Consider the following 25,311-nt stretch of genomic DNA (forward strand, 5'->3'; position numbering starts at 1 on the left):
GGGCGGCATCCTCTCGATAGGGCGTGCGCAACTCAGGCGCGACTCAGGGGAAACGCCAACACCTCATCGAGGTGAGCTACACCAAGCATCAGCATCAGCAAGCGATCCACGCCAAGGGCGACACCCGCGCACGCTGGCAAGCCGCGCTCGAGCGCGGCGAGCAACGCTTCGTCGATAGGCAAGGCGGCAAGGCCAGCGCGTTCCCGCGCGGCACTTTCCGCCACGAAGCGACGGCGTTGCTCTTCGCTGTCGGTCAGTTCATGAAAACCATTAGCTAGCTCAATCCCTCTCAAGTAGACCTCGAAGCGCTCGGCACGCGCTGGCGTGCCCGGGCGCACCTTCGCGAGTGCGGCGCGACTGGCGGGATAGTCGTACACCATCACCGGGCCCCCCTCTCCTAGCGTCGGCCCCACCACATCGCCCAACACTAGATCCAGGAGCGCTTCGCGATCATCCAGACATGCCTCTGGCACGGGCACCCCGGCCGATGCCAGGCAGTCGCGAAATTCGCGCGCGGTGGCCATGTCGCTATCGAGGCCTGTGGCATCGGCGACGGCAGCATGGAAAGTCGTGCGCACGGTGGGCTGTTGCAGGCGGGCGGGCGGGACTACGGCGTGCAGGAGCGCATCCACCTCGTCCATCAAGCGATGATGATCGTAGCCGAGGCGATACCACTCGAGCATGGTGAACTCGGGGTTGTGGTGGCGTCCGCACTCATCGTCGCGGAACACGTGGCAGAGCTGGTAGATGTCGCCGATCCCGCTCGCGAGCAAGCGCTTCATGGCGAACTCGGGCGAGGTGTGCAGCCAGGCCGGGCGGCCGGCGCAGCGTTGTACCGCGAGCGGCGCTAAGGCGGGATCGGTGCCGCTCGCCCTCGAGAGGATAGGCGTGTCGACTTCCAGCACCTCGCGGGCAGCGAAAAACGCGCGCAGCGATCGGTAGAGGGACGCCCGAGCCCGTATCGCAGCGGCGCTAGCGCTCGGCGACCAGGGACGCAGCGGCGCCGCGCAGTCGGTCACTCCTTGACGCGTGAGACGTACTCGGCCGTCCGCGTGTCCACGCGGATCATCTCACCCTGCTCAACGAACAGCGGCACGCGGACCACGGCGCCGGTCTCCAGCGTGGCGGGTTTGGTACCGCCTTGAGCCGTATCACCCTTCACGCCCGGGTCGGTCTGCGTAATCGTCATCTCCACGAAGTTGGGAGCAGCGACGGCGAGCGGCTCGTTATTCCACAGCGTGATCTGGCAGACGGATTCTTCCTTCAGCCACTGGGCGGCGTCTCCCACCGTCTTGGCGTCGGCGGCGTACTGCTCGTAGTTGTCTGGCACCATGAAGTGCCAAAATTCGCCGTCCGTGTAGAGGTACTGCATATCCGTCTCCATGACGTCGGCAGCTTCCACGGAGTCCCCCGACTTCCAGGTGCGGTCCGTGACCCGCCCGGTCTTTAGGTTGCGCACCTTTACTCGATTGAAGGCCTGGCCCTTGCCCGGCTTGACGAATTCGTTCTCGACGATGGCGTAGGGGTCACCGTCGATGAGGATCTTCAAGCCGGAACGAAACTCGTTGGTGCTGTAGCTGGCCATTGCGGTACCTGTCGGCGCCCTGGGGAGCAGTTTGGAAGGGCGCAATCATAGGCGATCGCCCATGGCATCTCCACGCTGAGCGTCGCTGGGAGGAGACGCACGCGCTTTCCATATTCCATCTGTCAATCTCGGAACGGGTTGGGGTAGGCTACTTAAAAAGGACGAGTGGCCGTCACCACAACGAGAACCAGTAGACGGCTTTGCCAGGGTAGGCACTCCGTGTGAACAGCGTCGCGGCCGCGTCGGCGCGTTTCTCCGCAGAATTCAGCGTGCTGGGTGCAGCGCGCTCGGCCCCCCAGGGTACAAGGCATCTGGCTCGCCGCCCCATTGCCGTGTCTGCGTCGCGAGGACTCAGTGAATCAGCTCTCCAATGCCAACGTCTTCATCATCACGCCGAACCAGGACGACCTGGAGCGAATTCAGTCGTTGATGATCTCCTCCGGCACGCAGGCGCATTGCCACTGGATCGCCGATGCGGAGTCCCTGCCCGAAGAGCGCCTCCCCGAGCCTCTCCCGGCGACCATACTCGTCCTAGAGGCCGACCAGCTGCGCGATACGCTGAGCTGGAGTGAGCAGTACGCACCCTCCGCCTCCACCTTGCTGGTCGCGGACATCGTGGATGAAGCGCTGATCGAAGCTGCGCTAGCGCAGGGCGCCAACGATGCCATTTCCCTGAGCGCGCAGGCGCGCGCCGTGAACGTGATCGCGCGCGAGGTCCGCCTGGCCACCGCTGCGGCGGAGCTCTCGCAGGCACAGACGGAGGTCGCCGGCTTCCGCGACCAGGTCGAGCGCCTCACCAGTGAGAGCACGCGTGCATTTCTCTGGGCCCAGGAGGGTGTGGTGGCGGACGCCAACCTCGCCTGCGTGACCTTGCTCGGTCTTGACGACGTGGCGGATCTCGTCGCTATGCCGGTCATGGACGTGTTCGCCGCCGACAGTCGCGTCGCCCTCAAGGGCGCCCTAGTGGCTTGCCAAAAGGGAATGTGGCGAGACGACTCCCTACGCTGCCGGGTGCTCAGCAGCTACGAGGAAGCGGACGGCACGAAGGGCCAAGCCGTCGACGCGATGCTCGAGGCAGACCTCTTCGACGGTGACGATGCCGTGCGCATCGAACTCACGCCGGCTCGCCGCGACGCCGCCGAGGCAGACGCCGGTGACACGGCGGTCGAAGCGAACACTGCCACCAGCGTCGACACTCGCGGCGCGAACAGCGCCGCCCGAAACGGCGGTGATCCCTTCCTGCCTTTCCATCAGCGACGCAACTTCCTGCAGAAGGTCACGGACGGGCTAGAGCGCAATCATGCCGGTGGACTTCGCGTGCTCTACCACGTACGCATCGACAAGATGAACGCCCTGGTGGAACGCTGGGGCCCGCTCGGCTTCGAGGAAATCCTGCACGGCCTAGCGGATACGATCGCTGACTCCGTGCACCCGGGTGACATCTGGGGCCAGCTCGCCGGCGGCAATTTCTGCGTCCTGGCTGACCGCGGAGCAATCCGCGACATCGAAGCCTGGGGCGAGGCATTACTGAAGAAGATCACTAACCTCACGTTCCTGCTCTCGGGCGAGGACGTCAAGGTTCGGGCGTGCGTGGGCGCTGCCGTCAAGGGTCGCAGCGACGACCTCTCCTCCCTCGCCTCGAAGGCCGCCCGCGCCTCGCGTAAAGCCCAGGAGATAGGTGGGGACGATGTGATTCTGCACGACGCCAACGGCGTCTCTCTGGAGCAGACGGCCGACGACAAGGCTGCGGTCAAGCGTATCAACCACGCCATGCGCAACGACGGCTTCCGCCTTGCCTATCAGCCCATCGCCGATCTAGAAGAGCGCGGCATCGAGATGTTCGACGTTCTGATCCGCATGATGGACGCTGGTGACGGCGAGGTGCTGCCCAACCAGTTCCTACCTGCCGCCGAGCGCAACGGAATGATGCGCGCCATCGACCGATGGGTGATGGCGCGGGCGATCGGCGCTGCTAACGATCAGGAACTCACGAAGCTGTTCGTGCGCGTATCCAAAGACTCCCTACCCGACCGCTCCCTGGCAGACTGGCTGAGCCAGCAGCTGAGCAAGGCCAACATCAAGCCCGACCGCCTGGTGCTGCAGGTCACCGAGATGCACGCGACGGACAACCTCGGCGCCGCGAGCGACATGGCGAAGGATGCCCGTCGCATCGGCTGTGGCTTCTGCCTGGAACACTTCGGCCTCGGCAGCGAGCCTCGCCTGCTGCTCGAGTCCATCCCCATCGACTTCATTAAGATCGACGGCTCGCTGATGCAGGGATTCCCCACTAGCAGCGATCTGCAAGATCACGTGCGAAACTTGGTGAAGGAGGCGACCGACCGAGACATCGTCGCAATCGCCGAACGCGTCGAGGACGCCAATACCATGGCCGCCCTTTGGTCGATCGGTGTGGAGTTCATTCAGGGCTACTACGTGCAAGGCCACTACGTGCAGGCTCCGGAACAGGTGGTCATGGACGGGACCGGCACCAACGGCCCCTAGTGGGCCGCTTGCCCGCTGCTAGAATACCCTTGCGCCGCCCGGCAGGCGCAGGGCCCTACGCTGCTTGCCTCGCTCACCTGCCGACTCCGCCCCTTCGAGCCGCGAGCCAGCCGTCTTCATGTCTTCCGCAACCTCTGGGCCCCCTCAGCCCACCTTCGTTTGCATCGGCGCGCCGAAGTGCGGCACGACATGGTTGTATCAGCAGCTCGCCTCACATCCGCAGATCTGGCTCCCTCCTGAAAAGGAGGTGCGCTATTTCAACAAGCGCTACCCCATCGAGAATAGCGAGGCGCCACCCGGCCGTCGCATGGGGTTGTTCGGCCTGTTTCGAGACCACCCCCGGCGGGTGATCACACGCGCCCTAAGGCGCTCCCTATCGCCGCGTGCGGGCTTTCCCATCCGCTGGATGATCAAGTTTCTTAGCGGCCCCGGGGACTTCCACTGGTACGCATCCCTATTCGACCCAGCGCGCGGTCGCGTCAGTGGCGACATCACCCCGTTCTACGCATCGCTTCCCGCCTACGCGGTGCAGGAGATTCGCGAGGGGTTTCCCGACCTCAAGGTGATCTTCCTCATGCGTGACCCGGTAGCGCGAGCCTGGTCCAACGCGCGCATGATGCTGCCCCTGATGCTGGAGCGCCCGCTAGCGCAGATCACGGAGGCGGACTTTGCGGACTACCTCGCGCGGCCAAGTGCGCATGTAGAGGGCCACTATTTGCACGCGCTCGACACCTGGGGTCGTGCGTACCCGCAAAAGCAGTTCCTGATCGAGTATCAGGACCATATCAGCACGGATCCCCAAAGGACCTTGGACCGCATCACGACTCATCTCGGGGTGGAGCCTCGCGCCATCCCCGCCGCCACCTTGGCCAAGCGCGTCAACGCCGGAAGCGCCCGCTCCCACACGCAGATGCCCCCGGCCATCCGCCAGTGGTTGTCGCAGTACTACCTGACTGAACTCGAGCAACTGGCCGAACGGTGCGGCCGGCCGGTCACCGATTGGCTCGAACGCGCGCAAGCGGAGGCTGTCAAGCGCTGACGGACGCGCGCGTGCGAAGTACGCTAGCACGCTTCTCCACCGCCACCCTCGAGAGTGCCAAATGCGCATCGCCTTACCTTTCCGTCTCATGGGCCTGGTGCTTGCATGCGCCGGCCTGCCATGCGCCGCCCAGTCCACGGCCGTCTTCACGACCGGCCCCCTGCTCGATGACTTCGGCCCGGCAGCCACGGTCGAAGACGCCGCTCCCATCCCCGCGCACATGCATCTGCGCGTACGCTTCGACATCTCGGAAGGTGCGAAGGACGACGAGCTCAACCGCAGCTTGGTCACGGCAGCCCGCTTTCTGAACATGCATGCGCGAGCGGGCGTGCCCGCCCGGAGAATGCACATCGCGCTTGTGGTCCACGGCCGCGCCGTATTCGATGTCCTGCACAAACGTACGTCACAACGGGCGAAGGACAACGCCGCTCTCGTCGCCGCCCTTCAGCAACATGACGTTCGCCTGTACGTCTGCGGGCAGAGCGCCGCCTACTATGAGGTGACCTCGGATCAGCTGCTCCCCGGCGTGCAGATGTCCCTCTCGGCGATGACCGCCCATGCCGTGCTCGCCGCGGAGGGCTACGAACTAAATCCCTTCTAAGGCAGTGCCCGATGCCAAGCATTGAGGACACCGTGTGGACGAGGGCCTCTATAACGCTCTTGCTGAGCGCATCGCTATTCGTGGCCTGCACACCGAGGGGTGACTCGGATATCGAGCACCTCTCCCTCGCCGGCAATTGGCAGGCCACTGGCGTGCTGCTAATTCGGGGCGAGCTTACGGAGCGCTACGCGTTTACCGTACGGCTGGAGGATTCACTCACCGAGGGCACCCTAGACATTCGATACCGTGCCGACGACACGCCTGCCGCCGAGCGCGTGATTCGCCAGGACCTCACGCCCAGGGTCGACCCCGAAGGCCGTACGGTGGTGCTCAGGGGCACTGCGCCGCGCCTCCTGTCCGGCCCCCAGATCGAGGGCGTCTACGCGCCAGATACCTTCACCTGTGCCCTGAACACGGCGGATCAAGATCAGCTACCGTGCCTATGGGGTAGCGACGCTCAAGCCGACACTGTGCGCTTTATCCTACGACGGATGCCCTAGCTGACGGCGGGACCACTCGGCGGTACTCACTACGTCAAGGTCACTCCCTGCACCTTGCGCCAGCCTCTGGGCAACATGCTGCCGCGCCGACCGCGCGCGCCCTCGTAGTGCTCTAAATCACCCCGTTTGAGGGTCATACGCCGCTTGCCGGCATCCAGTGCCAAGCCATCGCGCGGGCCCACCACCACGAGGCCGATCATCGAGGGCCCCTTCCCGCCCTTTGCCGCCGGCAGGCCAATTATCTTGTTGCCCTTTCCCTTCGCGAGCGCCGGGAGCTCGCTCAGGGGGAAGACGAGCAAATGCCCGTCGGAGGACACGGCTGCCACCCGTAACTCCGTGAGGTCGGCGCCCGCGGGCAGGAGCGCAGGCGCCAACACGCTCGCCCCCTTGGGCACGGCGAGCACCGCCTTGCCCGACTTGTTCCGGGACATGAGGTCCGCAAGGCCAGCAACGAATCCGTAGCCTGCGTCCGTGCTAAGCACACAACGTGTCTCTTCGGGTCCGATCAGCACGCCGCGGAAAGTTGCACCGTCCGGGGCCGAAACGCGGCCCGCAAGTGGCTCTCCCTGACCCCGAGCCGATGGCATTGTGTGTGCGGCAACGCAGTAGGTGCGTCCCGTGCTGTCCAGGAATACCGCCTGCTCGGAGCTGCGCCCGCGCGCGGCCTGTAGAAAGCCGTCGCCAGCCTTGTAGTTGAGGGTGGTGCCATCCACCTCATGGCCCTTGGCCGCACGGATCCAGCCACGCTCGGAGAGCACCACGGTCACTGGCTCCGTCGGCACCAGGGACGCCGTGTCGATGGCCTTCGCCGGCGGACGTTCCACCAGGCGTGTGCGCCTATCATCGCCGTACTCGTCCGCATCCGCCGCCAGCTCCTCACGGACCTGCCGCCGCAGGCGCGTATCGTTGGCGAGCACCGTCTCGATCTGCTGCCGGCGCGTGGTCAACTCCCCCTGCTCTGTCCGCAGGCGCATCTCTTCGAGCTTGGCCAAGCGACGCAGGCGCAGCTCCAGGATCGACTCGGCCTGGCGGTCGCTCAAGTTGAAGCGCACCATCAGGGCGGATTTCGGGTGGTCTTCGTTGCGAATGATCGCGATCACCTCGTCGATGTTGAGGAACGCGATGATCAAGCCGTCGAGCACGTGCAGGCGGTCGAGGATACGGTCGAGCTCGTGCTGTAAGCGTCGACGCACGGTCTCGATCCGGTAGGTCACCCACGCCTCTAGCAACGCGCGCAGGGAGAACACACGGGGCCGGCCGTCGAGGCCGATCGCGTTTAAGTTGATGCGCACGGTGCGCTCGAGATCCGTGGTGGCGAAGAGGTGGCTCATCACCCCTTCCGCATCCACCCGGTTGGACCGCGGCACGAGCACCAGACGGGTTGGGCTGCGGTGGTCGCTCTCGTCGCGCATGTCCTCGACCATGGGCAGCTTCTTCGCCCGCATCTGCGCGGCGACCTGCTCCTGAACCTTTGCGCTGGACACCTGATAGGGAAGTTCGGTAATGACGATATCGCCATCTTCGCGCTCCCAGGCGGCGCGCAGACGCAAGGTGCCGTTGCCGGTGCGATAGATCGCCTTCAAGTCTTCGCGCGGCGTCACAATCTCGCCACCGGTGGGGAAATCAGGCGCAGGCACCATCTCGAGGATCTCATCCATGCTTGGGCGACGGGAGCGCAGCATCGCGCCCGCCGCAGTCGCCACTTCGCGAAGGTTGTGCGGCGGGATGTCCGTGGACATGCCCACGGCGATGCCCATGGCGCCGTTTAGGAGCACATTTGGCAGGCGCGCCGGCAGGGAGAGCGGCTCTTCCAGCGTGCCGTCGAAGTTCGGGCCCCACTCCACCGTGCCCTGGCCCAGCTCGCCCAGAAGTGTCGCCGCGTAGGGCGAGAGGCGCGCCTCCGTGTAGCGCATGGCGGCGAAGGATTTCGGGTCGTCCTGGGCGCCAAAGTTGCCCTGCCCGTCGATCACCGGGTAGCGGTAGGAGAAGGGCTGTGCCATCAGCACAAGTGCTTCGTAGCACGCGGAGTCGCCGTGCGGATGGTACTTGCCGATCACATCACCGATCGTGCGTGCAGACTTCTTCGGCTTCGAGCCCGCGGCAAGCCCTAGTTCGCTCATGGCGTAGATAATCCGCCGCTGCACCGGCTTGAGGCCATCGCTGACTTGCGGCAGGGCGCGATCGAGGATCACGTACATGGAGTAATCGAGGTAGGCCTTCTCGGTGAAGACTTCGAGCGCCATCGGCTCGATACCCTCAAAATCAAGTGATTGATCTTGCATCAATCCATCAGCTCCTGGTGTATCTCATAGGTGCGCACCACCAAACCGGCGGAGCACCCCGGCAAGGGGCGGACAAGGTCAAAGCTGCTCGGCGAGATTGCCCTTGCGTTCGAGCCATGCGCGCCGGTCGGACGCCCGTTTCTTCGCGAGCAGCATGTCGAGCAGCTGGTCGGCGCTTAGCGCCTCATCACCTTGCTCACTCGCCTCTTCGCCGATGGTGAGGCGCGCCAAGCGCCGAGTCTCGGGCGCCATGGTGGTCTCACGCAGCTGGGAGGGGCTCATCTCACCGAGCCCCTTGAAGCGCGTCACACTGATCTTCCCGGACAGCTTCTCCGCCGTGATGCGATCGCGGTGCCCTTGCAGCTCCGCCTCGTCGAGGGCGTAGAACACGTGCTTACCCACATCGATTCGGTAGAGCGGTGGCATCGCCACGTACACGTGCCCCTGTGCGACCAGTGGGCGGTAGTGGCGAAGAAACAAGGCGCACAAGAGCGTGGCGATGTGCTGTCCGTCCGAGTCTGCATCTGCGAGGATGCAGATACGTTGATAGCGCAACCCCTTCAGGTCGCTCGTGCCGGGATCCACGCCGATCGCCACGCTGATGTCATGCACTGCTTGGCTCGCGAGCACCTCGGCCGGCGAGACCTCCCAGGTATTGAGTATCTTGCCGCGCAGGGGCATGACCGCCTGAAACTCCCGGTCACGAGCCTGGCGCGCCGAACCGCCGGCGGAATCTCCCTCCACGAGAAACAGCTCCGTGCGCGCCGGATCCTGACTGGAGCAATCGGAGAGTTTGCCCGGCAGGGCGGGACCTGCCGTGACACGCTTGCGCACGACTTGGCGAGCTGCCTTACTGCGCGCCGTCGCCGCCTCAATCGCAAGCTGGGCGATCTGCTCGCCGCTCTCCACATGCTGGTTGAGCCAGAGGATAAAGGCATCGCGCACCACGCCCTGCACGAAGGCCGCACACTCCCGCGACGATAAGCGCTCCTTCGTCTGACCGGAGAACTGAGGCTCCTGCATCTTCACAGACAGGACGAAGCTCACCCTGTCCCACGCATCCTCCGGGGTGATGCGAACGCCGCGCGGCAGCAGGTTTCGCAGTTCGCAAAAGTCCCGCAGCGCCTCGGTGATCCCCATGCGCAAGCCGTTCACGTGGGTTCCGCCCTGGGCCGTCGGGATCAAGTTGACATAGCTCTCGGCGAGGGGCTCACCACCCTCGGGCAGCCAGACGATAGCCCACTGCGCCGCCTCCCGCTCACCGTCGAGTTCTCCAGCGAAGGCGGTAGAGGGCAGCATGGGCTGCTCACCACACGCTTCTGTCAGGTAGTCTGTAAGGCCGCCAGCGTAGAGCCAGGTCTCGCGCTCGCCTGACTTCTCCTGCACCAGGTTGACTTCTAAGCCGGGACACAAGACCGCCTTGGCCCGCAACAGGTGGCGCATGCGCGGGATCGAGAAGTTGGCGGCGTCGAAGTACTTGGGGTCCGGCCAGAAGCGCACGGTGGTGCCGCTATGCCCGCGCTTGGCCTTGCCCGTCTGCTTGAGCTTCTCGGTTCGCTCGCCATCGGCGAAGGCCATGGCCCAGGTGGATCCGTCGCGGCGAATGCTCACCGTGAGGCGCTTGGACAGCGCGTTGACCACCGACACGCCCACGCCGTGCAGTCCACCTGAGAAACCATAGGTCCGGTTGGAGAACTTCCCGCCGGCGTGCAGTCTGGTAAGGATCAACTCGACCCCAGGCACTTTCTCGTCAGGATGTACATCGACGGGCATGCCGCGACCCTCGTCGTCCACCTGCAAGGAACCGTCCGCGTAGATGGTGACCACCAGGCGCTTGCCGTGGCCGGCGAGCGCCTCGTCAATGGCGTTGTCGATAACTTCTCGCGCCAGGTGATCGGGGCGGGTGGTGTCCGTATACATGCCGGGGCGACGGCGCACGGGGTCGAGGCCGGACAGCACCTCGATGTCGGACGCGGAGTAGTCCTTATTGCTCATCCGCGCATGGTACGCGAAAAGCGCAAGGGCCCGGCGTGGGATGAGGGCCGGCTCGCGCCAGCCAATATCTGCGAACGAACGGGTGCGACCGCCTGCAGGTCGCTGTGCTCAGTCGAGATCGGCGAGAAGTGACTCACGCAGGTGAGCCGGCACCGGCTCCAACGCTTCGGCGTAGTGCGGATGGTCAATGCCCATAGCCAGAGAGGCGCCGCCTTTCAATGCCTGGACGAAGTGAGCATCGAGTTGGAAGCGCAGGAAGTGCACGGCACAGGTCTTTTTCCGCGCGGCGCGATCCAGGTCCTCGTCGGCGATTGCGTACACACGCTCGCCATCATCGCCCGCGCGCACCCAGACTCGATCCTCAATGCCGATGAGGCGCATCAGGCGCTTGGCGCGCTGCCGCGGATCATCGAACTCCAAATGGAAAGTCGCCTTCCAGTTGTCGCCGTCAGGGATGAGGGGGTTGTAGGCGCTGAGTTCGGCCTCGATGCCTGCAGCTTCGAAGATGCGCCCGATGCGCAGCATCTCTTGCACCTGGTACCGCATCGTGAGCTGGTCTTCGAAGATGAAGGTGGCGTGCTCGCCGAGGTGAGCGCGACGCCTGGCTTTGTGAGCCATCACCTGACGGCGAAACTCGGTGCGCGCTTTGGCGTACTGCTCAAGGCCCATAAGCACATCCCGTGTGAGCTTCTCAGCGGCCATAGATCGTTGATCCTCTGCTGGCAGGCCCTGGTCTAATGCATGGCGTAGGCCGCGCCGCCCGAGAGTGCAACTGGCGTACCCCTGAAGGCTCACTCGGAGCACGCTGCCGAGGTGCGTTCACCGTCTGCAACAGGTCGATTGGGGCAGCCGTTCGATTCGCGGTGGGCTCCGGGCAAAGGTGGTCACGCGGGTCGCATCGTGGGGCGAGTGCGGCCGCCTCACTCCATCGTGTCGAGCACCTTCTGGAAACGACTAGCGCGTGAGCGCGCAGCCTTGGCCAGCGTCTCGAACCAGTCTGCGATCTCGTCGAAGCCTTCCTCCCGGGCCTCCTTCGCCATGCCTGGATACATCTCGGTGCACTCGTGGGTTTCGCCGGCTACGGCGGACTCCAGATTGAGTGCCGTACCGCCAATGGGCTTGCCGGTGATCGGGTCGCCGACGGCCTCCAGGTACTCCAAATGCCCGTGAGCATGACCGGTCTCACCCTCAGCGGTGGAGCGAAAAATAGCTGCAATGTCGTTGTAACCTTCGACGTCGGCCTTGGATGCGAAATAAAGGTAGCGTCGATTCGCCTGAGACTCGCCAGCAAAAGCATCCTTCAGGTTTTGCTCAGTCTTGCTGCCCTTCAGATCCATACATCGTCACTCCTGGCTGGCGGTGCGCACTATCACGATACTAGAGTTGGTCTAATCGGGGGAGCAAGGCGATGAAAGCGCGCCCCTATTGCCGCGTTGCCGGATTCTGACATAGTCCCTATCATTCGCGGCAACGCCGCGGCGCTGGTTGTCGTGGGCGGCTCACGTGCCTGCCCTTCAGTGCCCCCATGCGCAGCGATTGGCCCAACCCGACCCCCCGGATCCACCGTGACCGAAGCTGACTCCAAAGCGAAAAGCGCCGCCCGACCAGACTTTGAACGCTCGCTCGAAGAACTGGAAACCCTGGTGGCCAGGATGGAGAAGGGTGACCTCTCCCTGGAAGACTCCCTAGCGCAGTTCGAGCGCGGCATCGCCCTAACGCGCAGCTGCCAACAGGCGCTGCGCGAGGCAGAGCAGAAGATCGACGCCCTCGCGGGACCGGACGGAGAGAGCCTCGCCCCCTTCGGTGAACGAGAGGAGTAGGGAGCGCCATGGACCCACATGAGCGGATGGCCGCCTATCAGGCGCGCATAGAAGCCGCCCTCAGCGAGCGCTTACCGGCGCAAGAGCAGATCCCGCGGCGCTTGCATGAGGCCATGCGCTACGTCGCCCTGGGCGGCGGCAAGCGCGTGCGGCCCCTGCTCGTCTACTTTACGGGCGAAGTACTGGACCTGGACCCAGCGGTGCTCGATGCCCCAGCCTGCGCGATCGAGTTGATCCACGCTTATTCTCTAGTGCACGACGATCTGCCGGCGATGGACGACGATGAGATGCGAAGGGGGCGCCCCACCTGCCATATCGCCTACGACGAGGCCACCGCCATCCTCGTGGGCGATGCGCTACAGGTGCTCGCCTTTGAGATCCTGGGTACCGATCCCTCACTCCAACGCGATGCGCAGACCCGCCTGACGCTGATCAACCTCCTCTCGACGGCGGCAGGCCCGTCCGGTATGGCCGGCGGCCAAGCGATCGACGTCGAGAACACTGGCAAGCCGATGTCGCGCGACGAGCTGGCCTTCATGCATCGGCTGAAAACGGGCGCGCTCATCCGCGCCTCGGTGCTGCTCAGCGCCCATTGTCGCACCGACCTCTCGACTGAACGCTGGGCCGCGCTTGAGCGCTTTTCGGAGCTTGCGGGCCACGCCTTCCAGGTGCAGGACGACATTTTGGACGTGGAGGGCGAAGCGGAGCGCCTGGGCAAGACTCCCGGCGCCGATGAAGCGCGCCACAAACCCACGTACCCGAGCATCGTGGGGCTGGACGAAGCCAAACGAATAGCACGCGATCTGTACCGAGCCTCTCTGGATGCCCTAGCCGACTTCGGTGAGAAGGCCGAACCCCTTCGCTGGCTAGCTGCCTACATCATTGAACGCGACTACTGACCCGGGCCCCTTGCAAATCGCCCCTGGCGACCATATTTCCCTCAAGTAACCGCGGCTTAGCAAGCTCAGTGGGCGCGGCATCGGTTGCCAACCCGTCCTCGAAACGCCGCCTTCCGAGGCTATACTGAGCGAAATGTGCACCCTTCTCGGCCCTCGGTACGAATAACGGGGCGGCACGTGCGGTGCAGCTTGGCTTTTGAGGATTCGACATATGAGCGCGACCAACGTCACCCCCATCGATGACGTCCAGAATCACCCAGACACGCGACGCATGCCCATCGACAAGGTGGGTATCAAGGATATCTTCCACCCAGTACGGGTCATGGACCGATCGGGTGGCGAACAACACACCGTAGCCAAGTTCAACATGTACGTGCGCCTGCCCCACAACTTCAAGGGCACGCACATGAGCCGCTTCGTCGAGATACTGAGCATGTACGAGAAGGAAATCTCCGTACATAACTTCGGCGAAATGCTCGAGCGTATGGCAGACCGCCTAGAAGCGAAGACCGGCCATATCGAAATGAGCTTCCCCTACTTCGTAATGAAGAAGGCGCCCAAGTCTGGCGTCGAGAGCCTCATGGACTACGAGGCCAGCCTCATCGGCGAAATCCACGAGGGCAAGGTCAATACCAAAGTGAAGGTGGTTGTGCCGGTCACCAGCCTGTGCCCCTGCTCAAAGGGGATTTCGGACTACGGCGCCCACAACCAGCGCTCGCACATCACGATCACGGCGCGTATCGACGACTTCGTGTGGATCGAAGAGCTGATCGACATGGCTGAGAAGGAAGCATCCTGCGAGCTCTTCGGCATCCTGAAGCGACCTGACGAGAAGTACGTGACGGAGCGTGCTTACGACAACCCGAAGTTCGTCGAGGACATCGTGCGTGACGTGGCCTTGCGCCTGAACGAGGACGATCGCATCCGTGGGTATGTCGTGGAGAGCGAGAACTTCGAGTCCATCCACAACCACTCGGCTTACGCACTGATCGAGTGCGACAAGGACGCCGAATCAGAATAGGGCTAGGAAGGCCTCCCCGTCGCTAACCGCCCATTCCCAAGAGGCGATGCCCCTGCGCCTTAACCCGCGCTGGCGAAGGATTCCGGTGGCGCCGTCGGATCGGCGCCATCGTTCAGGGCCTTGCCCGACAGCTCCGCTTCGACGTTTTGCAGGCGTTCGACCAGTGAGCGCAAGAACACGCGCATGAAGCGCAGTTGGCAAGAGGAGCTCAGCTGCTCTAACAGGGTCGAGCTCACCTGCAGTAGGGTGACCTCGCCGTCGGCCTGAATCGTCGCCGTGCGGCGCGCGCGGCGCACGTAGCTCGACTCGCCAAAGCAGTCCCCACGCGATAGCTTGCCGAGCGCATGCCCCCCGCGACACACCTTGACCGTGCCCTTGATCAGCACGTAGAAGCGGTCATCGAGTTGCCCCTCGCGTACGATCTCCTCGTCAGGCTCGTACTCGCGCCACTCGCCCGCCTGCAGCACTTCCCAGATCTCAGAGGCCTGGAAGTCATGGAAGAAGCGCAGCTGACGCAGTAGCTCGAAGCGCCCCTGCTCGGTCACGCGCATCGCCACACTGTTGCGGCTCAGCTCCTGGTTCGCACGCGTCAGGTCGGCCGCCATCTCCAAGCCGTTTCGATAGCGCTGCTCCGGGTCCTTGTGTAGGGCCCGCATCACCACGTTCTCCAGTGACTCGGGAATGTCGTCACGGATCATGTGCAGCGGCTGCGCCGTGCGATACACGATCAAGTGCAGCAGCTTCGCGAGGTTATCGGCTTTGAAAGGTCGCTGCCCTGTCAGCAGTTCGTACATAACGACGCCGAGGGAATACAGATCTGAACGTGGCGTAACCGGCTGGGAGCGAACCTGTTCGGGCGACATGTAGCTCGGGCTGCCGGCGATCCCTTCGATCTGCGACGCCTCGGATTGCTCGACGAGGGCGATACCGAAGTCGATGATGCGCACATCTCGGTCAGGCGTGAGCATGATGTTGCTGGGCTTGATGTCGCGGTGGACTACGCCGCGGTTGTGGGCGTAGTGCAGGGCCTTCGCGCATTTGAAAGCGATCTCGATGACATCACCTTTGCGCAGCAGATTCTCTTCCTTGCAGAAGCGCGCGAGCGTGCGTGCACCTTGCACGTGTTCCATGACGACGTAGTAGCTGTTGTCGTGCTCGCCGGCATCGTACAGGGGCAGGATATTCGCGTGCTGCAGGCGGCCAACCATATTGGCCTCGTTGAAGAACATCTTGCGCGCCACGCGAGCGTCGCTGTCCGTGCTGTTGACACCGTGGTAGACCTTGATGGCCACATCACGACCGTAGAACATATCGTGCGATAGGTACACGGTGCCGGTGCTGCCGCGGCCCACCTTCTTTATGATGGGATACTTGCCGATGCGCTCGGGCGCACTGTCTGAAGGCTTTTCGCTGTCGCTCATGGCTATCACAGGAAGGCGCCGAGACGACCCACGGCGTACAGGCTGAGGGCGGCAAAGAGCGCCGCTACGATGTCGTCCAGCATAATTCCCAGCCCTCCACGCAGTCCGTGATCCATCGCTCGGATCGGCCAGGGCTTGATGATGTCAAAAGCGCGAAAAGCCCCAAACGCCGCACCCCACCACGCCGCGCTCTGGGGCACCAGCGAACAGGCGAGATAGCAGCCAACGATCTCATCCCAGACGATGCCTGGATGATCGTGTACGCCCAGGTGTGCGGACGAACGTCGGCAAATCGCGACACCCGCCCCCAGGCCAACCACGCTTGCGAGCATATGGCCGGCGAATCCCACTCCCAAGCGATCGGCAAGCACGAAAGTCGCCAGCCCGAGCAGCGACCCCACGGTTCCGGGCGCCACGGGGGAGTAGCCAGTGCCAAAGCCGAAGGCGAGCACATGTACCGGATGGCGTTTCAGATCCCGCCAGCTCGGGCGCCGCAACCGTTGCTTCGCCGCGGTCATCGATGGAAATGCCTATAGCCGGCCGTGGGCAGGGGCAGTGTGCGCCCGTCGCGCGTCACGCTCGCGCCCGGCGCGCGGCCGTCGCCCACCGGCCGTACTTCTCCGATCACCGTCAAGGCGCAACCCACGTCCTGCGCGATCCTCTCCAGCACTAGTTCACACTCCCTCGGCGCTGTAAAGAGCAGTTCGTAGTCATCACCACCGGTCAGGGCGAACCGCTCGGCCGCTTCGCGATCATGGCACTGGGTCAGCTCCTCGCTCAGGGGCAGCCTATGCGCTTCGATAGCCAAATGCACACCGCTCGCCTCGGCGAGCTTCTGCGCGTCCGCCAGCAAGCCGTCGGAGACGTCTATCGCCGAGCTTGCCACGGGCAACAAGCACCGACCGCAGGCGACACGGGGCTGGGGGAACGCAAAGCGCTGACGGAGGTACCGATGTTGCTTGCCCTCTTGCCGCTGCGCCAATGCCGCAAGCCCCGCTGCAGCATCACCTGGCGAACCAGTCACGGCCAGTAGGTCGCGTACGCGAGCCCCCGAACGGGTCAGCGCGACGGTGTCCGACGCCAACCATCCCACCGCGGTCACCGTGACGGAGAGCACGTCGCTGCGCGTGGTATCGCCACCGATGACGGCTACCCCGTGGGCTTGGGCGAGCGTGCTGAACGCCTGGGCGAAGGGCGCCAACCAGGTGGCGTCAGCGCTTGGCAGGGAGAGGGCGATCAGGGCGTAGGCAGGCGTCGCCCCCATCGCGGCAAGGTCGCTCAGGTTGACGGCGAGTGCTCGGTGGCCGATGGCCGCTGGGTCGAGTGACGGGGGGAAGTGCACGCCGCTCACGATCGTGTCCGTGGCGATCGTGGCGAGGTGGTCCGCAGGAGGCGCCACGAGAGCTGCGTCATCGCCCACGCCCAAGCGGACCTCGGGGCGCTCGACGCCTGCCGAGGCGAAGTAGCGTTCGATGAGCGCGAACTCGTCCATGCCTGGCTACCGCTGTGCGCGCACTGGCGCGGAGCTGGCAGTGTAACGAGTTCCCGCTACGAGTCGGATGCCGCGGAGACTTAGGCCTGTAGGGTCTGGTAGATGAGCTGCTTCACCGTGTCAGCCTCGAAGGGCTTGTCGCACACCGCGGAGACGCCGGACTGCTGGATCGCCGACAGCCGTGAGGTGTTGCTCTCACTGGTCACCATGAGAATCGGCGTGTCGCTATCGCCGATCTCATCTCGGATGCAATTCGTGAGTTCCAAGCCATCCATCTCGGGCATGTTGTAGTCCGTGACGATCAGATCGAACTCGCGATGGTAGAGCATCGTAGCCGCTTCCCTTCCGTCCTTCGCGAACTCCAAGTTGCCGATCCCAAGGGACTTCAGCACCTTGGCAATGTGCAGGCGCGCGTAGGCAACGTCGTCCACGACGAGCACGCGAAGACTGGCGGGATCACCGTACTCGAGATCCATCTCATCAGGGTTCAGAAAATGCAGGGTGTTGAGCAATGCTCGGCGAATGGCAGGCGCCGTGAACGGCTTGGGCAGGATGGCGATGACGCCGGCCTGGCGGATCGGATCGAGTCGCTTGAAGCGCTCCTCGCTAGAGACCAGCATGAACGGGGTGTCGCACAAGTCATCGGAGTCGCGCAGGGTGACGATCAAGTCTGTGGCCGTCATATCCGGGAGGTACATCGAACTGATGACGAGGCGAAAGCTGCCAGAACGCAGCTTCTGCAGAGCCTCGGCACCGGAGTGGGCCTCTTGAATGTCATCAATATCGTTGGTTTCGAGGTGGCGGCGCATGGCCGCGCGCTGGGCGCCCGATGGCTCGACGACGAGTACGCTCAGATCCTCTAGGTGCAACTGAATGGTGGACACGTGTTCTCCTTAGGTCGTCGGGCTCTCCTAAGGGGTTATCGTCCCTGCGCCGAAGGACTGAAGTGTCGCGCCGGAGGATCCGGAAACCGTGCGCCGGTTAACGGGCGCGCTCGACCTTGCGCAGCGTGAGCGATGCCTTGTCCAATACGGCGTTGACGAACTTGTGGCCGTCCTCTGCGCCGAATTCGTGGGCGAGTTCCAAGGCCTCGTTCAACACCACACGGTACGGCGTTTCAATCCGTTCACGCAGCTCGTAAAGGCCGATCAGCAGCACCGCGTGCTCGATCGGGTCGAGCTGATCGACCGGTCGGTCGGAGCGCTCTGCGATCAGTGCGTCGAGGGCCTCGCGGTGGGTCTCCACGCCCATGATCAGCTGGCGAAAGAGCTCTTGATCCACCCGCTCCAGCCCCGGGAAATCCGTGAACTGGGCGATCACGTTGCGCGCGTGGTCGCCGGTGAGGAACTGCTGGTAAAGCGCCTGGCATGCGGCGCGGCGCGCCAAAGAGCGGGCGCTGGCGCGGCGCTTTCGCGGGCGCCGGGCCGGGGATGCCGTCGCGCCGTCGGCAGCGGTGTCGACCGGTGATGAGGGGTCCTCGCCCATCCGCTCAAGCATCCAGCTGGCGCAGCAGCCCCAGCGTCTCCAAGGCTGCCAGGGACGCCTCCGCCCCCTTGTTGCCCGCCTTGGCGCCGGCACGTTCGATCGCCTGATCTAAGGTGTCGACCGTGAGCACACCAAACCCCACCGGCACACCAGTGTCGAGGGCGACACGCGACAAGCCGCTCGCACATTCCCCTGCCACGTAGTCGAAGTGCGGGGTGGCGCCGCGAATCACCGTGCCGAGGGCGACGAGCATATGGAAGCGACCGCTGCGCGCTGCCTTGCTGGCAGCGATCGGCAGCTCGTACGCACCCGGCACCATCAGCAGCTTGATGTCGCCACTGGCCACGCCGGCTTGCGTGAGTGCTCCAACGGCCCCGCGAGTGAGCCGCTCGACGATAAAGTCGTTCCAACGGGTGGCGAGCACACCCACGCGCACGCCAGTGCCACTAAGGGCGCCTTCCAAGGTCTCGATCGTCGGCCCGTTCATTCGTCCACGTACTCCACCACTTCCAGCCCGAAGCCAGACAGGCCATGCATGCGCTTGGGCGCGCTCAGCACACGCATGCGCGCGACGCCGAGATCACGCAACACCTGAGCGCCGACGCCGTACTTGCGCAGCTCCGAGCTCACCTCGCCACTGCCTTGATGCGGCCGCTCGCTACCCTGCAGGCGCTCGATCAATACCCTTGGATCATCGCGCTCGCGCAGTATCAGGACCACTCCACTGCCTTCCTCGGCAATGCGCTTCATGGCCGATCGCAGGGGCCACCCCAAAGATGGCCAGGTAACGCCAACGACGTCACTCAGCGTCTCGTGCACGTGTACGCGAACCAGCGTGGGGTCCGTCGCTCCCACTTTGCCCCTGACCAAAGCGAGGTGAACGTTGCGCGCCACATGATCTTCATAGCAATGCAGCGTGAAGTCACCAAATTCTGTAGGTACGGTACGGGTGGCGATACACTCCACCGACTGCTCATTGCGCAGGCGGTAGGCGATAAGGTCGGCGATGGTGCCGATCTTCAGCTTGTGCTCGCGAGCAAAGGCCTCGAGATCCGGGCGCCGTGCCATGCTCCCATCCTCACGCAGCACCTCCACGATCACTGCCGCCGGTTCCGCACCGGCGAGGCGCGCCAGATCACAGCCGGCTTCCGTGTGGCCGGCTCGGGTCAGCACGCCGCCGGGCTGGGCCATGAGCGGAAAGATGTGGCCAGGTTGGGTGAGGTCCGCGGGGCCCGCATCGGGCGCCACCGCCGCGAGCACCGTGCGGGCTCGGTCGTGGGCGGAGATGCCGGTGGTCACCCCCTCGGCGGCCTCGATAGAGACGGTGAAGTTGGTGCGTTGCTCCGAATCGGTCTCGCTCACCATCAGGGGCAGGCGCAGCTGCTCGCAGCGCTCGCGGGTGAGGGTCAGGCAGATCAGGCCACGGCCGTATCGCGCCATGAAATTGATGTCTTCCGGGCGTACGTGGGAGGCGAGCATCACCAGGTCGCCCTCGTTTTCGCGATCCTCGTCGTCGAGCATCACCACCATGCGGCCCGCGCGTAGCTCCGCCAGGATGGTCTCGATGTCCGCCAAGTCGTTGGAACTGCCCCGTTCTGGCAGGGGGGTGATGTTGCTGCTATCTGTCATGGCCGTGCCGTGCTCGTTTTATCCGTATCGCCCTATTCTACTGCGCTGCGGCCGGGGGTGCCGGCTGCGCCACGGCGATTCAATCGCCGCTGCTGGCAGCCAGCTGGCGGGCGACGTAGCGGGCCAGCACGTCTGCTTCGAGATTGACGCGGCGCTCCGTAGCGTACTGGGCCATGGCCGTCACCTCCCACGTGTGGGGGATGATGTTCACGCCGAAGGCCTCTGCCTCTACCTCGTTGACTGTCAAGCTGATCCCATCCACGCAGACCGACCCCTTTGGCGCCACCAGCGGCGCGAGACTAGGCGGCAGGGAGATGCGCAGGCGCTGGGAGCGGGCCTCAGGGGTGATCGACAGCACCACGGCAATAGCATCCACGTGACCAGTGACTAGATGGCCGCCGAGCACATCGCCAGCCCGCAGCGAAGGCTCCAAATTGACCAGAGCCCCAGCAGTCAGGTCGCCCAAGGTGGTTTTTTCGAGGGTCTCGCGGGAGACGTCGAAGGCGAGGCGCAGGCCGTCCATCTGCACGACCGTCAGGCAAGCCCCGCTAATCGAGATGCTGTCGCCGAGGCCGATGGGCGTCGGGGGCGCCCAGCCGTCCGCATCGATCGTGAGCCGCGCATCGCCGCCCACTCCCTCCAGGGCCACCACGCGGGCGGTCGCTTGAACCAGTCCAGTAAACATCGCGTTGCCTTTTCAGCCTTCTTTAACCCTACGCTAGAGGCGTGGCCACAACCCGCAGGTCTTCGCCAATACGATCGACCTGGCGCCACTGCAGGCGGATGCGCTCATCCATGCGCGAGAGCCCTGGCACGTTCCAAGCGCCCAGCGTCTGCGTGCCCATGAGGTGAGGCGCCAAGTAGCAGATGACCTCGTCCACCAGACCAGCCCCCAGCAGGGACCCGTTCAGGCGCGCGCCGGCCTCCACCATGACCTCGTTGATGCCGCGCCTTCCAAGTTCGTCCAGCACGGCGGACAGATTCAGTCCCACGCCATCTGCGTGCGTCGGCGCGGGCACCAGCTCCACCCCTTCGCGCTCCGCAAGTGCCGCCGGCAGCTCCTGCGCGAGGCCTGCCTGGTGGATGAGCAGGGTGCGGCCCTGGTCGTTGAGCAGGGCCGCCCGGGGCGGGGTGCGAAGCTGCGGATCGATCACCACGCGCAGGGGGTGGTGCCAAGGCGCGACGGGCGAGGCGTCGCGAACGGTGAAGGAAGGATCGTCCGCGACCACGGTGCCAACCCCGGTGAGGATCGCGCCGACGTTCGCCCGACGTCGGTGCACGTCGCGGCGCGACGGCACACTGGAGATCCATCGGCTCTCTCCATCGCGCATGGCCGTTGCGCCATCCAGGCTCGTCGCCACCTTGACGGTAACGAAGGGCCGACCTCGCTCGAGGCGACTTAGAAAGCCGCGTGCCACGCGCCTGGCCTCTTCCGCCATCAAGCCAACGCTCACCTCGATACCGGCCGCACGCAGTTGCTCGATCCCAGCACCATCGACGCGAGGGTTCGGATCTTCGACCGCGACGACCACCCTAGCGATCCCTGCCTCAAGCAGCGCCTGACTGCAGGGGGGCGTGCGGCCATGGTGCGCGCAAGGTTCTAAGGTGACGTAGGCGGTGGCGCCGGTCAGCGCTTCGCCTAGGCCAGCCTCGCGCGCTGCGGCGATCGCCCTCACCTCCGCATGGCCCTCTCCCGCTTGAGCATGCCATCCCTCGCCGAGCACATCGCCCCCTGCATTCGCGATCACACAGCCCACGCGAGGGTTCGGCTCACAGGCATTGGTGCCACGTCTCGCCAGGCGTACGGCGGCGGCCATATGTTTCCTATCGGATACGTTCACTGACGCGAGCGGCGCGTTCGGCGGCGGGTACCCGTAGCGGGCGTCACGGTGGCGCGAGACGCATCTGGCAGCAGGGACATCTGCTCCTCGGCCTCGCCGGTCGGCTCATCTAAGGCTTCGAGCTTCTCGAGTTCCTCCCGGAACGCGGAGATGTCCTCGAAACTGCGGTACACGGAGGCGAAGCGCACGTAGGCCACCTGATCCATACGACGCAGTTCGTTCATCACCAGTTCGCCCACTAGGCGGGAGGGCACCTCGCGCTCTCCCGTGGCGAGCAGCGCGTGCTTGATGCGTTGGAGCGCATCCTCCACAGCGTCTTCACCGACGGGCCGCTTTTGCAGGGACATGCTGATGCCCCGACGGAGCTTGGCCTCGTCGAAGGGCTGGCGCTTGCCATCGCTCTTGATGAGGTGGGGCATCACCAGCTGCGGCGCCTCGAAGGTGGTAAAGCGCTCCCCGCAGCGTGAGCAGACGCGGCGGCGGCGCACCTGGGAGCCTTCGCCCGCCAGGCGCGAATCGGTGACGCGGGTCTCCTCGTGACCGCAGAATGGACAGTGCATAGCTCGCCTCTTCGGGCGCAGAGCGCTCGGACGAGGCGTATTGTAACGCGTCGTTCGTAGGACCCGAACGTACCGACGGATGCGCGGCGGTTCCATGGGGCTCCACCTCCGCACAAACCGCGCCACGGCGGGCCACAATCTGATTCCGACGACTACGCCACGGAGGGCGCGACACAGGAAAGCGCGGACCCGTCCGCTGCCCCGCGCGAGCGATAGGAATAGCCAGGAGAGACCGCTTCTTCCACCTAGGGCGACCTCCCTGCACGTTGGGAACGAGTGTACATCCTGACTACGGCTTCCAATCAGGGTCTGCCCTGCCCTTGGTTCGCCTCGAGGGCAACGCAGGCAGCGCTGTGTCACCTCGCAAGCTACGAAGCGCCTGGGCCGCGGCCTCGTTGCTCCGATCGTGGTCATCATCGAACATGGATTCGAGATGATCGGTCCAGCGTTCAATTTGCTCGCTCAGCTTCTCAACCTCCGGATCGTCGATACCAAAGTCAGAGACACGCTGCCTTAGCCGGTCACGAGCGCCCTGCAGTGAGCTCATCGCATCCTGTATCTTCTGCTGATGCATCAAGGCCTGAACCTGCTGAATCGGTGATCGGGGACGATCGAAGGTGTAGCCCGACAAGGCCAGGCCTAGCTCCCTGGCGACCATTCCACTCGCCGCAACCCACAGCTCATCTTTCAACCCGTCCACGATCTCGCGCGACGAGGCTGTAAGTACGGCCTGCGGATACTGCTTCAGCACTTCTCTCGCAGACGCCTCGACCATGGTGTCCACGGACCCCAAGATCCGCTCGGCGGCCTGTTGCAAATCCGAAGTGACCGGTGCGTCGTCCGTCGCTGCCGATTGATGTTCACCACCGACGCGAGCATTGCGGCAGGTTTCCTCAAAGCGCGACCATTCGTCAAAGGCAACACCTACAACACGGAAGGATACGGTGAACTTCAGATCCTCCCCCTTGCTGCCCGCCACATCCACCCCGATGCTCACCGAGCGAGGCTCGGGAGGGCAGAGCAGCGAATTGACTCGGCTCAAATCAGTCTCTTCCGGGCTCAGTTCGATGCTTCGAAGCGTCACCCCGAAGCGTGCTCCAAGAGCCGCCTCCACACGCTTGGAGATCACATCCACGGGCGAGGGCTGACCTTCCACCTCCTGCATCGGTTCATCGAAATGCAGGTGCAGGGGTTCAGGGTTCAGCTGGCGAATCGCACTCGCTAGCTCTTCCTTGGTGGTCTGCTCCATCTGCTTGGCCAAGTATCCACCCGGGCGCAGGAATCTGGCGACATCGCCAAGGTCATCACCGAGCTCCACCCGAACGATCGCGCTAACACCAAAATCGACCCGCCCATCGCGAGTCTTGAATCTATTCGCTTCCACGGAGAACGTCAGTTCCCCGCTGAGAACCTCCTCCATGTCCTTATCGTTCGGCCGCGTAACAAAGTGCGCTACGCCAAATCCGATGCGTTCCAACTCCGTCGACACACGCTCCTTGATTCGACCCTTGAGACTGTCGAAGTCTACGAGCACCTCTGCGTACATTCTCTCGAGCAGCACCGACTTCGTCTTGCGGCGCAGGATGTCCTCGACCTGCTCTCGGAGATCCTCGACGCGAGAGGCGCGGTACTTAGCCACATCTTGGCGCTCGAGGATCACCGTGTGGTGTATCTCCAGCCGCGTCGGTCCTGGCTGCACCTCGCATGGAATCGCGAACTCGTGCTCCAACTTGAACTCCGTGTCAAAGGGAACGCGAAGCTCGAGGCGGAAGCGGCGAACTTCTAGACCTAGCGTTTTGGATAGGCGCTCTGACACTGACGCCTCTAAGAGACGTCGCACTCGGACGCGTTCGTAGCAGTACATCTCGAGTGAGCAAGAGCCTTTGAACCAACTGACAACGAAGTCAGCAACCAGCTGTTTCAGGCGCGACGGTGACGTCGCCAACTGAGGGCCCTCCGCGCTGGATGGATCCGAGCCGAGCGCCATACTGAGTCCGACACTCAGATCATCCTCCGCGTCAGAGACGATCACGGACAGCTCGTCGATAACGATTTCCGGTACCACGAAGTCTGCGGAAGGCACCGACATGCTGACGTCCACCAGCAGCCCGAACTCCCCTTCTAGGTGACTCGCTATCGCCTCCGTACACTGCTCTCGAGCCGCCTTGACCTCACTCGCATCGCCCACGGCGAACTGAGCGACCACGTCCTGCTTCTGCATCAGATTGTCGCGCACAAAGTCCCAAAACGCGTTCCCGACCGCTTCGACGATCACGTCAAAGGGATGGCGCGCGCGCGCCATCTTCTCCACGAAGCCCAGCTCGTGCCCGCTTCGCAAATCTGTGATTCTAAGGAAGACCTCGATGTTGTAGGTGGTTCCAGCGGCATCTCGAACTTCCCGAAGCAGGATCGGGTCGCACACTACGGCGCCGTGCGTACGCAGCTCGAAATAGCTCAGGTTCGTCGGCCACCCGATAAACCTGCGAGCAGGTTTCGCTACTCCGGAGTCCGTCAAAGCAAAGTACTGAGCATCGGTTCGCGCACGGTAGTCCGCCGGTGGCTCACCGATTCGTTTGAAGAACCTCTCGAAGCGCCTACCGTACGCACCGCCGCCGTTTGGTTTCCCACTTCCGTCCATG

24 protein-coding genes are annotated in these 25,311 nt (G+C 64.1%); 7 read left to right on the plus strand and 17 right to left on the minus strand.

The window, feature by feature from the left end:
- Nucleotides 1-32 precede the first annotated feature (32 nt).
- A complete protein-coding gene (epmA, locus tag AAGA68_20165; protein ID MEM9387382.1) occupies nucleotides 33-1,019 on the minus strand; it encodes an EF-P lysine aminoacylase EpmA in 987 nt (328 codons plus the stop codon).
- Nucleotides 1,016-1,585: an elongation factor P gene (gene efp / locus AAGA68_20170; GenBank protein ID MEM9387383.1), complete on the minus strand. Its 570-nt coding sequence runs from the start codon at nucleotides 1,583-1,585 to the stop codon at nucleotides 1,016-1,018. The genes epmA and efp overlap by 4 nt, the downstream gene beginning before the upstream one ends.
- A gap of 354 nt (nucleotides 1,586-1,939) precedes the next feature.
- On the opposite strand from efp, the gene AAGA68_20175 reads away from it, so the two are divergent.
- The 4 genes from AAGA68_20175 (at nucleotide 1,940) to AAGA68_20190 (ending at nucleotide 6,227) form a co-directional block, all read left to right on the plus strand.
- A complete protein-coding gene (locus tag AAGA68_20175; protein MEM9387384.1) occupies nucleotides 1,940-4,087 on the plus strand; it encodes an EAL domain-containing protein in 2,148 nt (715 codons plus the stop codon).
- A gap of 118 nt (nucleotides 4,088-4,205) precedes the next feature.
- Complete coding sequence (locus AAGA68_20180; GenBank protein ID MEM9387385.1) at nucleotides 4,206-5,126, plus strand: sulfotransferase; 921 nt, start codon at nucleotides 4,206-4,208, stop codon at nucleotides 5,124-5,126.
- Nucleotides 5,127-5,187: 61 nt separating this feature from the next.
- On the plus strand, nucleotides 5,188-5,727 hold the full coding sequence (locus AAGA68_20185; protein ID MEM9387386.1) for a DsrE family protein: 540 nt from the start codon (nucleotides 5,188-5,190) through the stop codon (nucleotides 5,725-5,727).
- 11 nt (nucleotides 5,728-5,738) lie between these two features.
- Nucleotides 5,739-6,227 carry a hypothetical protein gene (locus tag AAGA68_20190; GenBank protein MEM9387387.1) on the plus strand — a complete coding sequence of 163 codons (489 nt, stop codon included), beginning with the start codon at nucleotides 5,739-5,741 and terminating at the stop codon, nucleotides 6,225-6,227.
- A 29-nt stretch (nucleotides 6,228-6,256) separates the two neighbouring features.
- On the opposite strand, the gene parC is transcribed toward AAGA68_20190, so the two are convergent.
- From parC to AAGA68_20210, 4 genes are all read right to left on the minus strand, one after another.
- Complete coding sequence (parC, locus tag AAGA68_20195) at nucleotides 6,257-8,509, minus strand: DNA topoisomerase IV subunit A (GenBank protein ID MEM9387388.1); 2,253 nt, start codon at nucleotides 8,507-8,509, stop codon at nucleotides 6,257-6,259.
- Between the two features lie 78 nt (nucleotides 8,510-8,587).
- Nucleotides 8,588-10,504: a DNA topoisomerase IV subunit B gene (gene parE, locus AAGA68_20200; GenBank protein ID MEM9387389.1), complete on the minus strand. Its 1,917-nt coding sequence runs from the start codon at nucleotides 10,502-10,504 to the stop codon at nucleotides 8,588-8,590.
- A gap of 108 nt (nucleotides 10,505-10,612) precedes the next feature.
- Nucleotides 10,613-11,206, minus strand: coding sequence for a DUF3501 family protein (locus AAGA68_20205; protein ID MEM9387390.1), 594 nt, complete (start codon nucleotides 11,204-11,206; stop codon nucleotides 10,613-10,615).
- Nucleotides 11,207-11,424: 218 nt separating this feature from the next.
- Nucleotides 11,425-11,841 (minus strand): rubrerythrin family protein, encoded by a 417-nt coding sequence (locus tag AAGA68_20210; protein MEM9387391.1) that lies wholly within the window; start codon nucleotides 11,839-11,841, stop codon nucleotides 11,425-11,427.
- Nucleotides 11,842-12,069: 228 nt separating this feature from the next.
- On the opposite strand from AAGA68_20210, the gene AAGA68_20215 reads away from it, so the two are divergent.
- From AAGA68_20215 to folE2, 3 genes are all read left to right on the plus strand, one after another.
- On the plus strand, nucleotides 12,070-12,324 hold the full coding sequence (locus AAGA68_20215) for an exodeoxyribonuclease VII small subunit (GenBank protein ID MEM9387392.1): 255 nt from the start codon (nucleotides 12,070-12,072) through the stop codon (nucleotides 12,322-12,324).
- A gap of 8 nt (nucleotides 12,325-12,332) precedes the next feature.
- Nucleotides 12,333-13,223, plus strand: a complete 891-nt coding sequence (locus tag AAGA68_20220; GenBank protein MEM9387393.1) for a farnesyl diphosphate synthase — start codon at nucleotides 12,333-12,335, stop codon at nucleotides 13,221-13,223.
- Nucleotides 13,224-13,434: 211 nt separating this feature from the next.
- Complete coding sequence (gene folE2 / locus AAGA68_20225; GenBank protein ID MEM9387394.1) at nucleotides 13,435-14,244, plus strand: GTP cyclohydrolase FolE2; 810 nt, start codon at nucleotides 13,435-13,437, stop codon at nucleotides 14,242-14,244.
- 59 nt (nucleotides 14,245-14,303) lie between these two features.
- On the opposite strand, the gene AAGA68_20230 is transcribed toward folE2, so the two are convergent.
- The 11 genes from AAGA68_20230 to AAGA68_20280 form a co-directional block, all read right to left on the minus strand.
- Entirely contained in the window at nucleotides 14,304-15,665 is a 1,362-nt protein-coding gene (locus AAGA68_20230; GenBank protein MEM9387395.1) for a serine/threonine-protein kinase, read from the minus strand.
- Between the two features lie 5 nt (nucleotides 15,666-15,670).
- Nucleotides 15,671-16,183 (minus strand): phosphatidylglycerophosphatase A, encoded by a 513-nt coding sequence (locus AAGA68_20235; GenBank protein MEM9387396.1) that lies wholly within the window; start codon nucleotides 16,181-16,183, stop codon nucleotides 15,671-15,673.
- A complete protein-coding gene (gene thiL / locus AAGA68_20240) occupies nucleotides 16,180-17,157 on the minus strand; it encodes a thiamine-phosphate kinase (GenBank protein ID MEM9387397.1) in 978 nt (325 codons plus the stop codon). The genes AAGA68_20235 and thiL overlap by 4 nt, the downstream gene beginning before the upstream one ends.
- Before the next feature lie 80 nt (nucleotides 17,158-17,237).
- Nucleotides 17,238-18,041, minus strand: coding sequence for a response regulator (locus tag AAGA68_20245; protein MEM9387398.1), 804 nt, complete (start codon nucleotides 18,039-18,041; stop codon nucleotides 17,238-17,240).
- A gap of 97 nt (nucleotides 18,042-18,138) precedes the next feature.
- Entirely contained in the window at nucleotides 18,139-18,642 is a 504-nt protein-coding gene (gene nusB, locus AAGA68_20250; protein ID MEM9387399.1) for a transcription antitermination factor NusB, read from the minus strand.
- 4 nt (nucleotides 18,643-18,646) lie between these two features.
- A complete protein-coding gene (gene ribH / locus AAGA68_20255; GenBank protein MEM9387400.1) occupies nucleotides 18,647-19,129 on the minus strand; it encodes a 6,7-dimethyl-8-ribityllumazine synthase in 483 nt (160 codons plus the stop codon).
- Nucleotides 19,126-20,271 carry a bifunctional 3,4-dihydroxy-2-butanone-4-phosphate synthase/GTP cyclohydrolase II gene (gene ribBA, locus AAGA68_20260; GenBank protein ID MEM9387401.1) on the minus strand — a complete coding sequence of 382 codons (1,146 nt, stop codon included), beginning with the start codon at nucleotides 20,269-20,271 and terminating at the stop codon, nucleotides 19,126-19,128. Before ribBA ends, ribH begins: the two co-directional genes overlap by 4 nt.
- 79 nt (nucleotides 20,272-20,350) lie before the next feature.
- Nucleotides 20,351-20,956 carry a riboflavin synthase gene (locus AAGA68_20265; protein MEM9387402.1) on the minus strand — a complete coding sequence of 202 codons (606 nt, stop codon included), beginning with the start codon at nucleotides 20,954-20,956 and terminating at the stop codon, nucleotides 20,351-20,353.
- 28 nt (nucleotides 20,957-20,984) lie between these two features.
- A complete protein-coding gene (ribD, locus tag AAGA68_20270; protein ID MEM9387403.1) occupies nucleotides 20,985-22,112 on the minus strand; it encodes a bifunctional diaminohydroxyphosphoribosylaminopyrimidine deaminase/5-amino-6-(5-phosphoribosylamino)uracil reductase RibD in 1,128 nt (375 codons plus the stop codon).
- On the minus strand, nucleotides 22,109-22,672 hold the full coding sequence (nrdR, locus tag AAGA68_20275; GenBank protein MEM9387404.1) for a transcriptional regulator NrdR: 564 nt from the start codon (nucleotides 22,670-22,672) through the stop codon (nucleotides 22,109-22,111). The genes ribD and nrdR overlap by 4 nt, the downstream gene beginning before the upstream one ends.
- Before the next feature lie 289 nt (nucleotides 22,673-22,961).
- Complete coding sequence (locus AAGA68_20280; protein MEM9387405.1) at nucleotides 22,962-25,310, minus strand: hypothetical protein; 2,349 nt, start codon at nucleotides 25,308-25,310, stop codon at nucleotides 22,962-22,964.
- Nucleotide 25,311 lies beyond the last annotated feature (1 nt).

Source organism: Pseudomonadota bacterium, from assembly GCA_039193195.1.
In the GTDB taxonomy this organism is placed as follows: Bacteria; Pseudomonadota; Gammaproteobacteria; order Steroidobacterales; family JBCBZW01; genus JBCBZW01.

Excerpts from the sequence above, each read along its gene's own strand:
- efp (MEM9387383.1), bottom strand. The coding sequence starts at position 1,585 with ATGGCCAGCTACAGCACCAACGAGTTTCGTTCCGGCTTGAAGATCCTC.
- AAGA68_20180 (MEM9387385.1), top strand. The coding sequence starts at position 4,206 with ATGTCTTCCGCAACCTCTGGGCCCCCTCAGCCCACCTTCGTTTGCATC.
- AAGA68_20185 (MEM9387386.1), top strand. The coding sequence starts at position 5,188 with ATGCGCATCGCCTTACCTTTCCGTCTCATGGGCCTGGTGCTTGCATGC.
- AAGA68_20190 (MEM9387387.1), top strand. The coding sequence starts at position 5,739 with ATGCCAAGCATTGAGGACACCGTGTGGACGAGGGCCTCTATAACGCTC.
- parC (MEM9387388.1), bottom strand. The coding sequence starts at position 8,509 with ATGCAAGATCAATCACTTGATTTTGAGGGTATCGAGCCGATGGCGCTC.
- parE (MEM9387389.1), bottom strand. The coding sequence starts at position 10,504 with ATGAGCAATAAGGACTACTCCGCGTCCGACATCGAGGTGCTGTCCGGC.
- AAGA68_20205 (MEM9387390.1), bottom strand. The coding sequence starts at position 11,206 with ATGGCCGCTGAGAAGCTCACACGGGATGTGCTTATGGGCCTTGAGCAG.
- AAGA68_20210 (MEM9387391.1), bottom strand. The coding sequence starts at position 11,841 with ATGGATCTGAAGGGCAGCAAGACTGAGCAAAACCTGAAGGATGCTTTT.
- AAGA68_20220 (MEM9387393.1), top strand. The coding sequence starts at position 12,333 with ATGGACCCACATGAGCGGATGGCCGCCTATCAGGCGCGCATAGAAGCC.
- folE2 (MEM9387394.1), top strand. The coding sequence starts at position 13,435 with ATGAGCGCGACCAACGTCACCCCCATCGATGACGTCCAGAATCACCCA.
- AAGA68_20230 (MEM9387395.1), bottom strand. The coding sequence starts at position 15,665 with ATGAGCGACAGCGAAAAGCCTTCAGACAGTGCGCCCGAGCGCATCGGC.
- AAGA68_20235 (MEM9387396.1), bottom strand. The coding sequence starts at position 16,183 with ATGACCGCGGCGAAGCAACGGTTGCGGCGCCCGAGCTGGCGGGATCTG.
- thiL (MEM9387397.1), bottom strand. The coding sequence starts at position 17,157 with ATGGACGAGTTCGCGCTCATCGAACGCTACTTCGCCTCGGCAGGCGTC.
- nusB (MEM9387399.1), bottom strand. The coding sequence starts at position 18,642 with ATGGGCGAGGACCCCTCATCACCGGTCGACACCGCTGCCGACGGCGCG.
- ribH (MEM9387400.1), bottom strand. The coding sequence starts at position 19,129 with ATGAACGGGCCGACGATCGAGACCTTGGAAGGCGCCCTTAGTGGCACT.
- ribBA (MEM9387401.1), bottom strand. The coding sequence starts at position 20,271 with ATGACAGATAGCAGCAACATCACCCCCCTGCCAGAACGGGGCAGTTCC.
- AAGA68_20265 (MEM9387402.1), bottom strand. The coding sequence starts at position 20,956 with ATGTTTACTGGACTGGTTCAAGCGACCGCCCGCGTGGTGGCCCTGGAG.
- nrdR (MEM9387404.1), bottom strand. The coding sequence starts at position 22,672 with ATGCACTGTCCATTCTGCGGTCACGAGGAGACCCGCGTCACCGATTCG.
- AAGA68_20280 (MEM9387405.1), bottom strand. The coding sequence starts at position 25,310 with ATGGACGGAAGTGGGAAACCAAACGGCGGCGGTGCGTACGGTAGGCGC.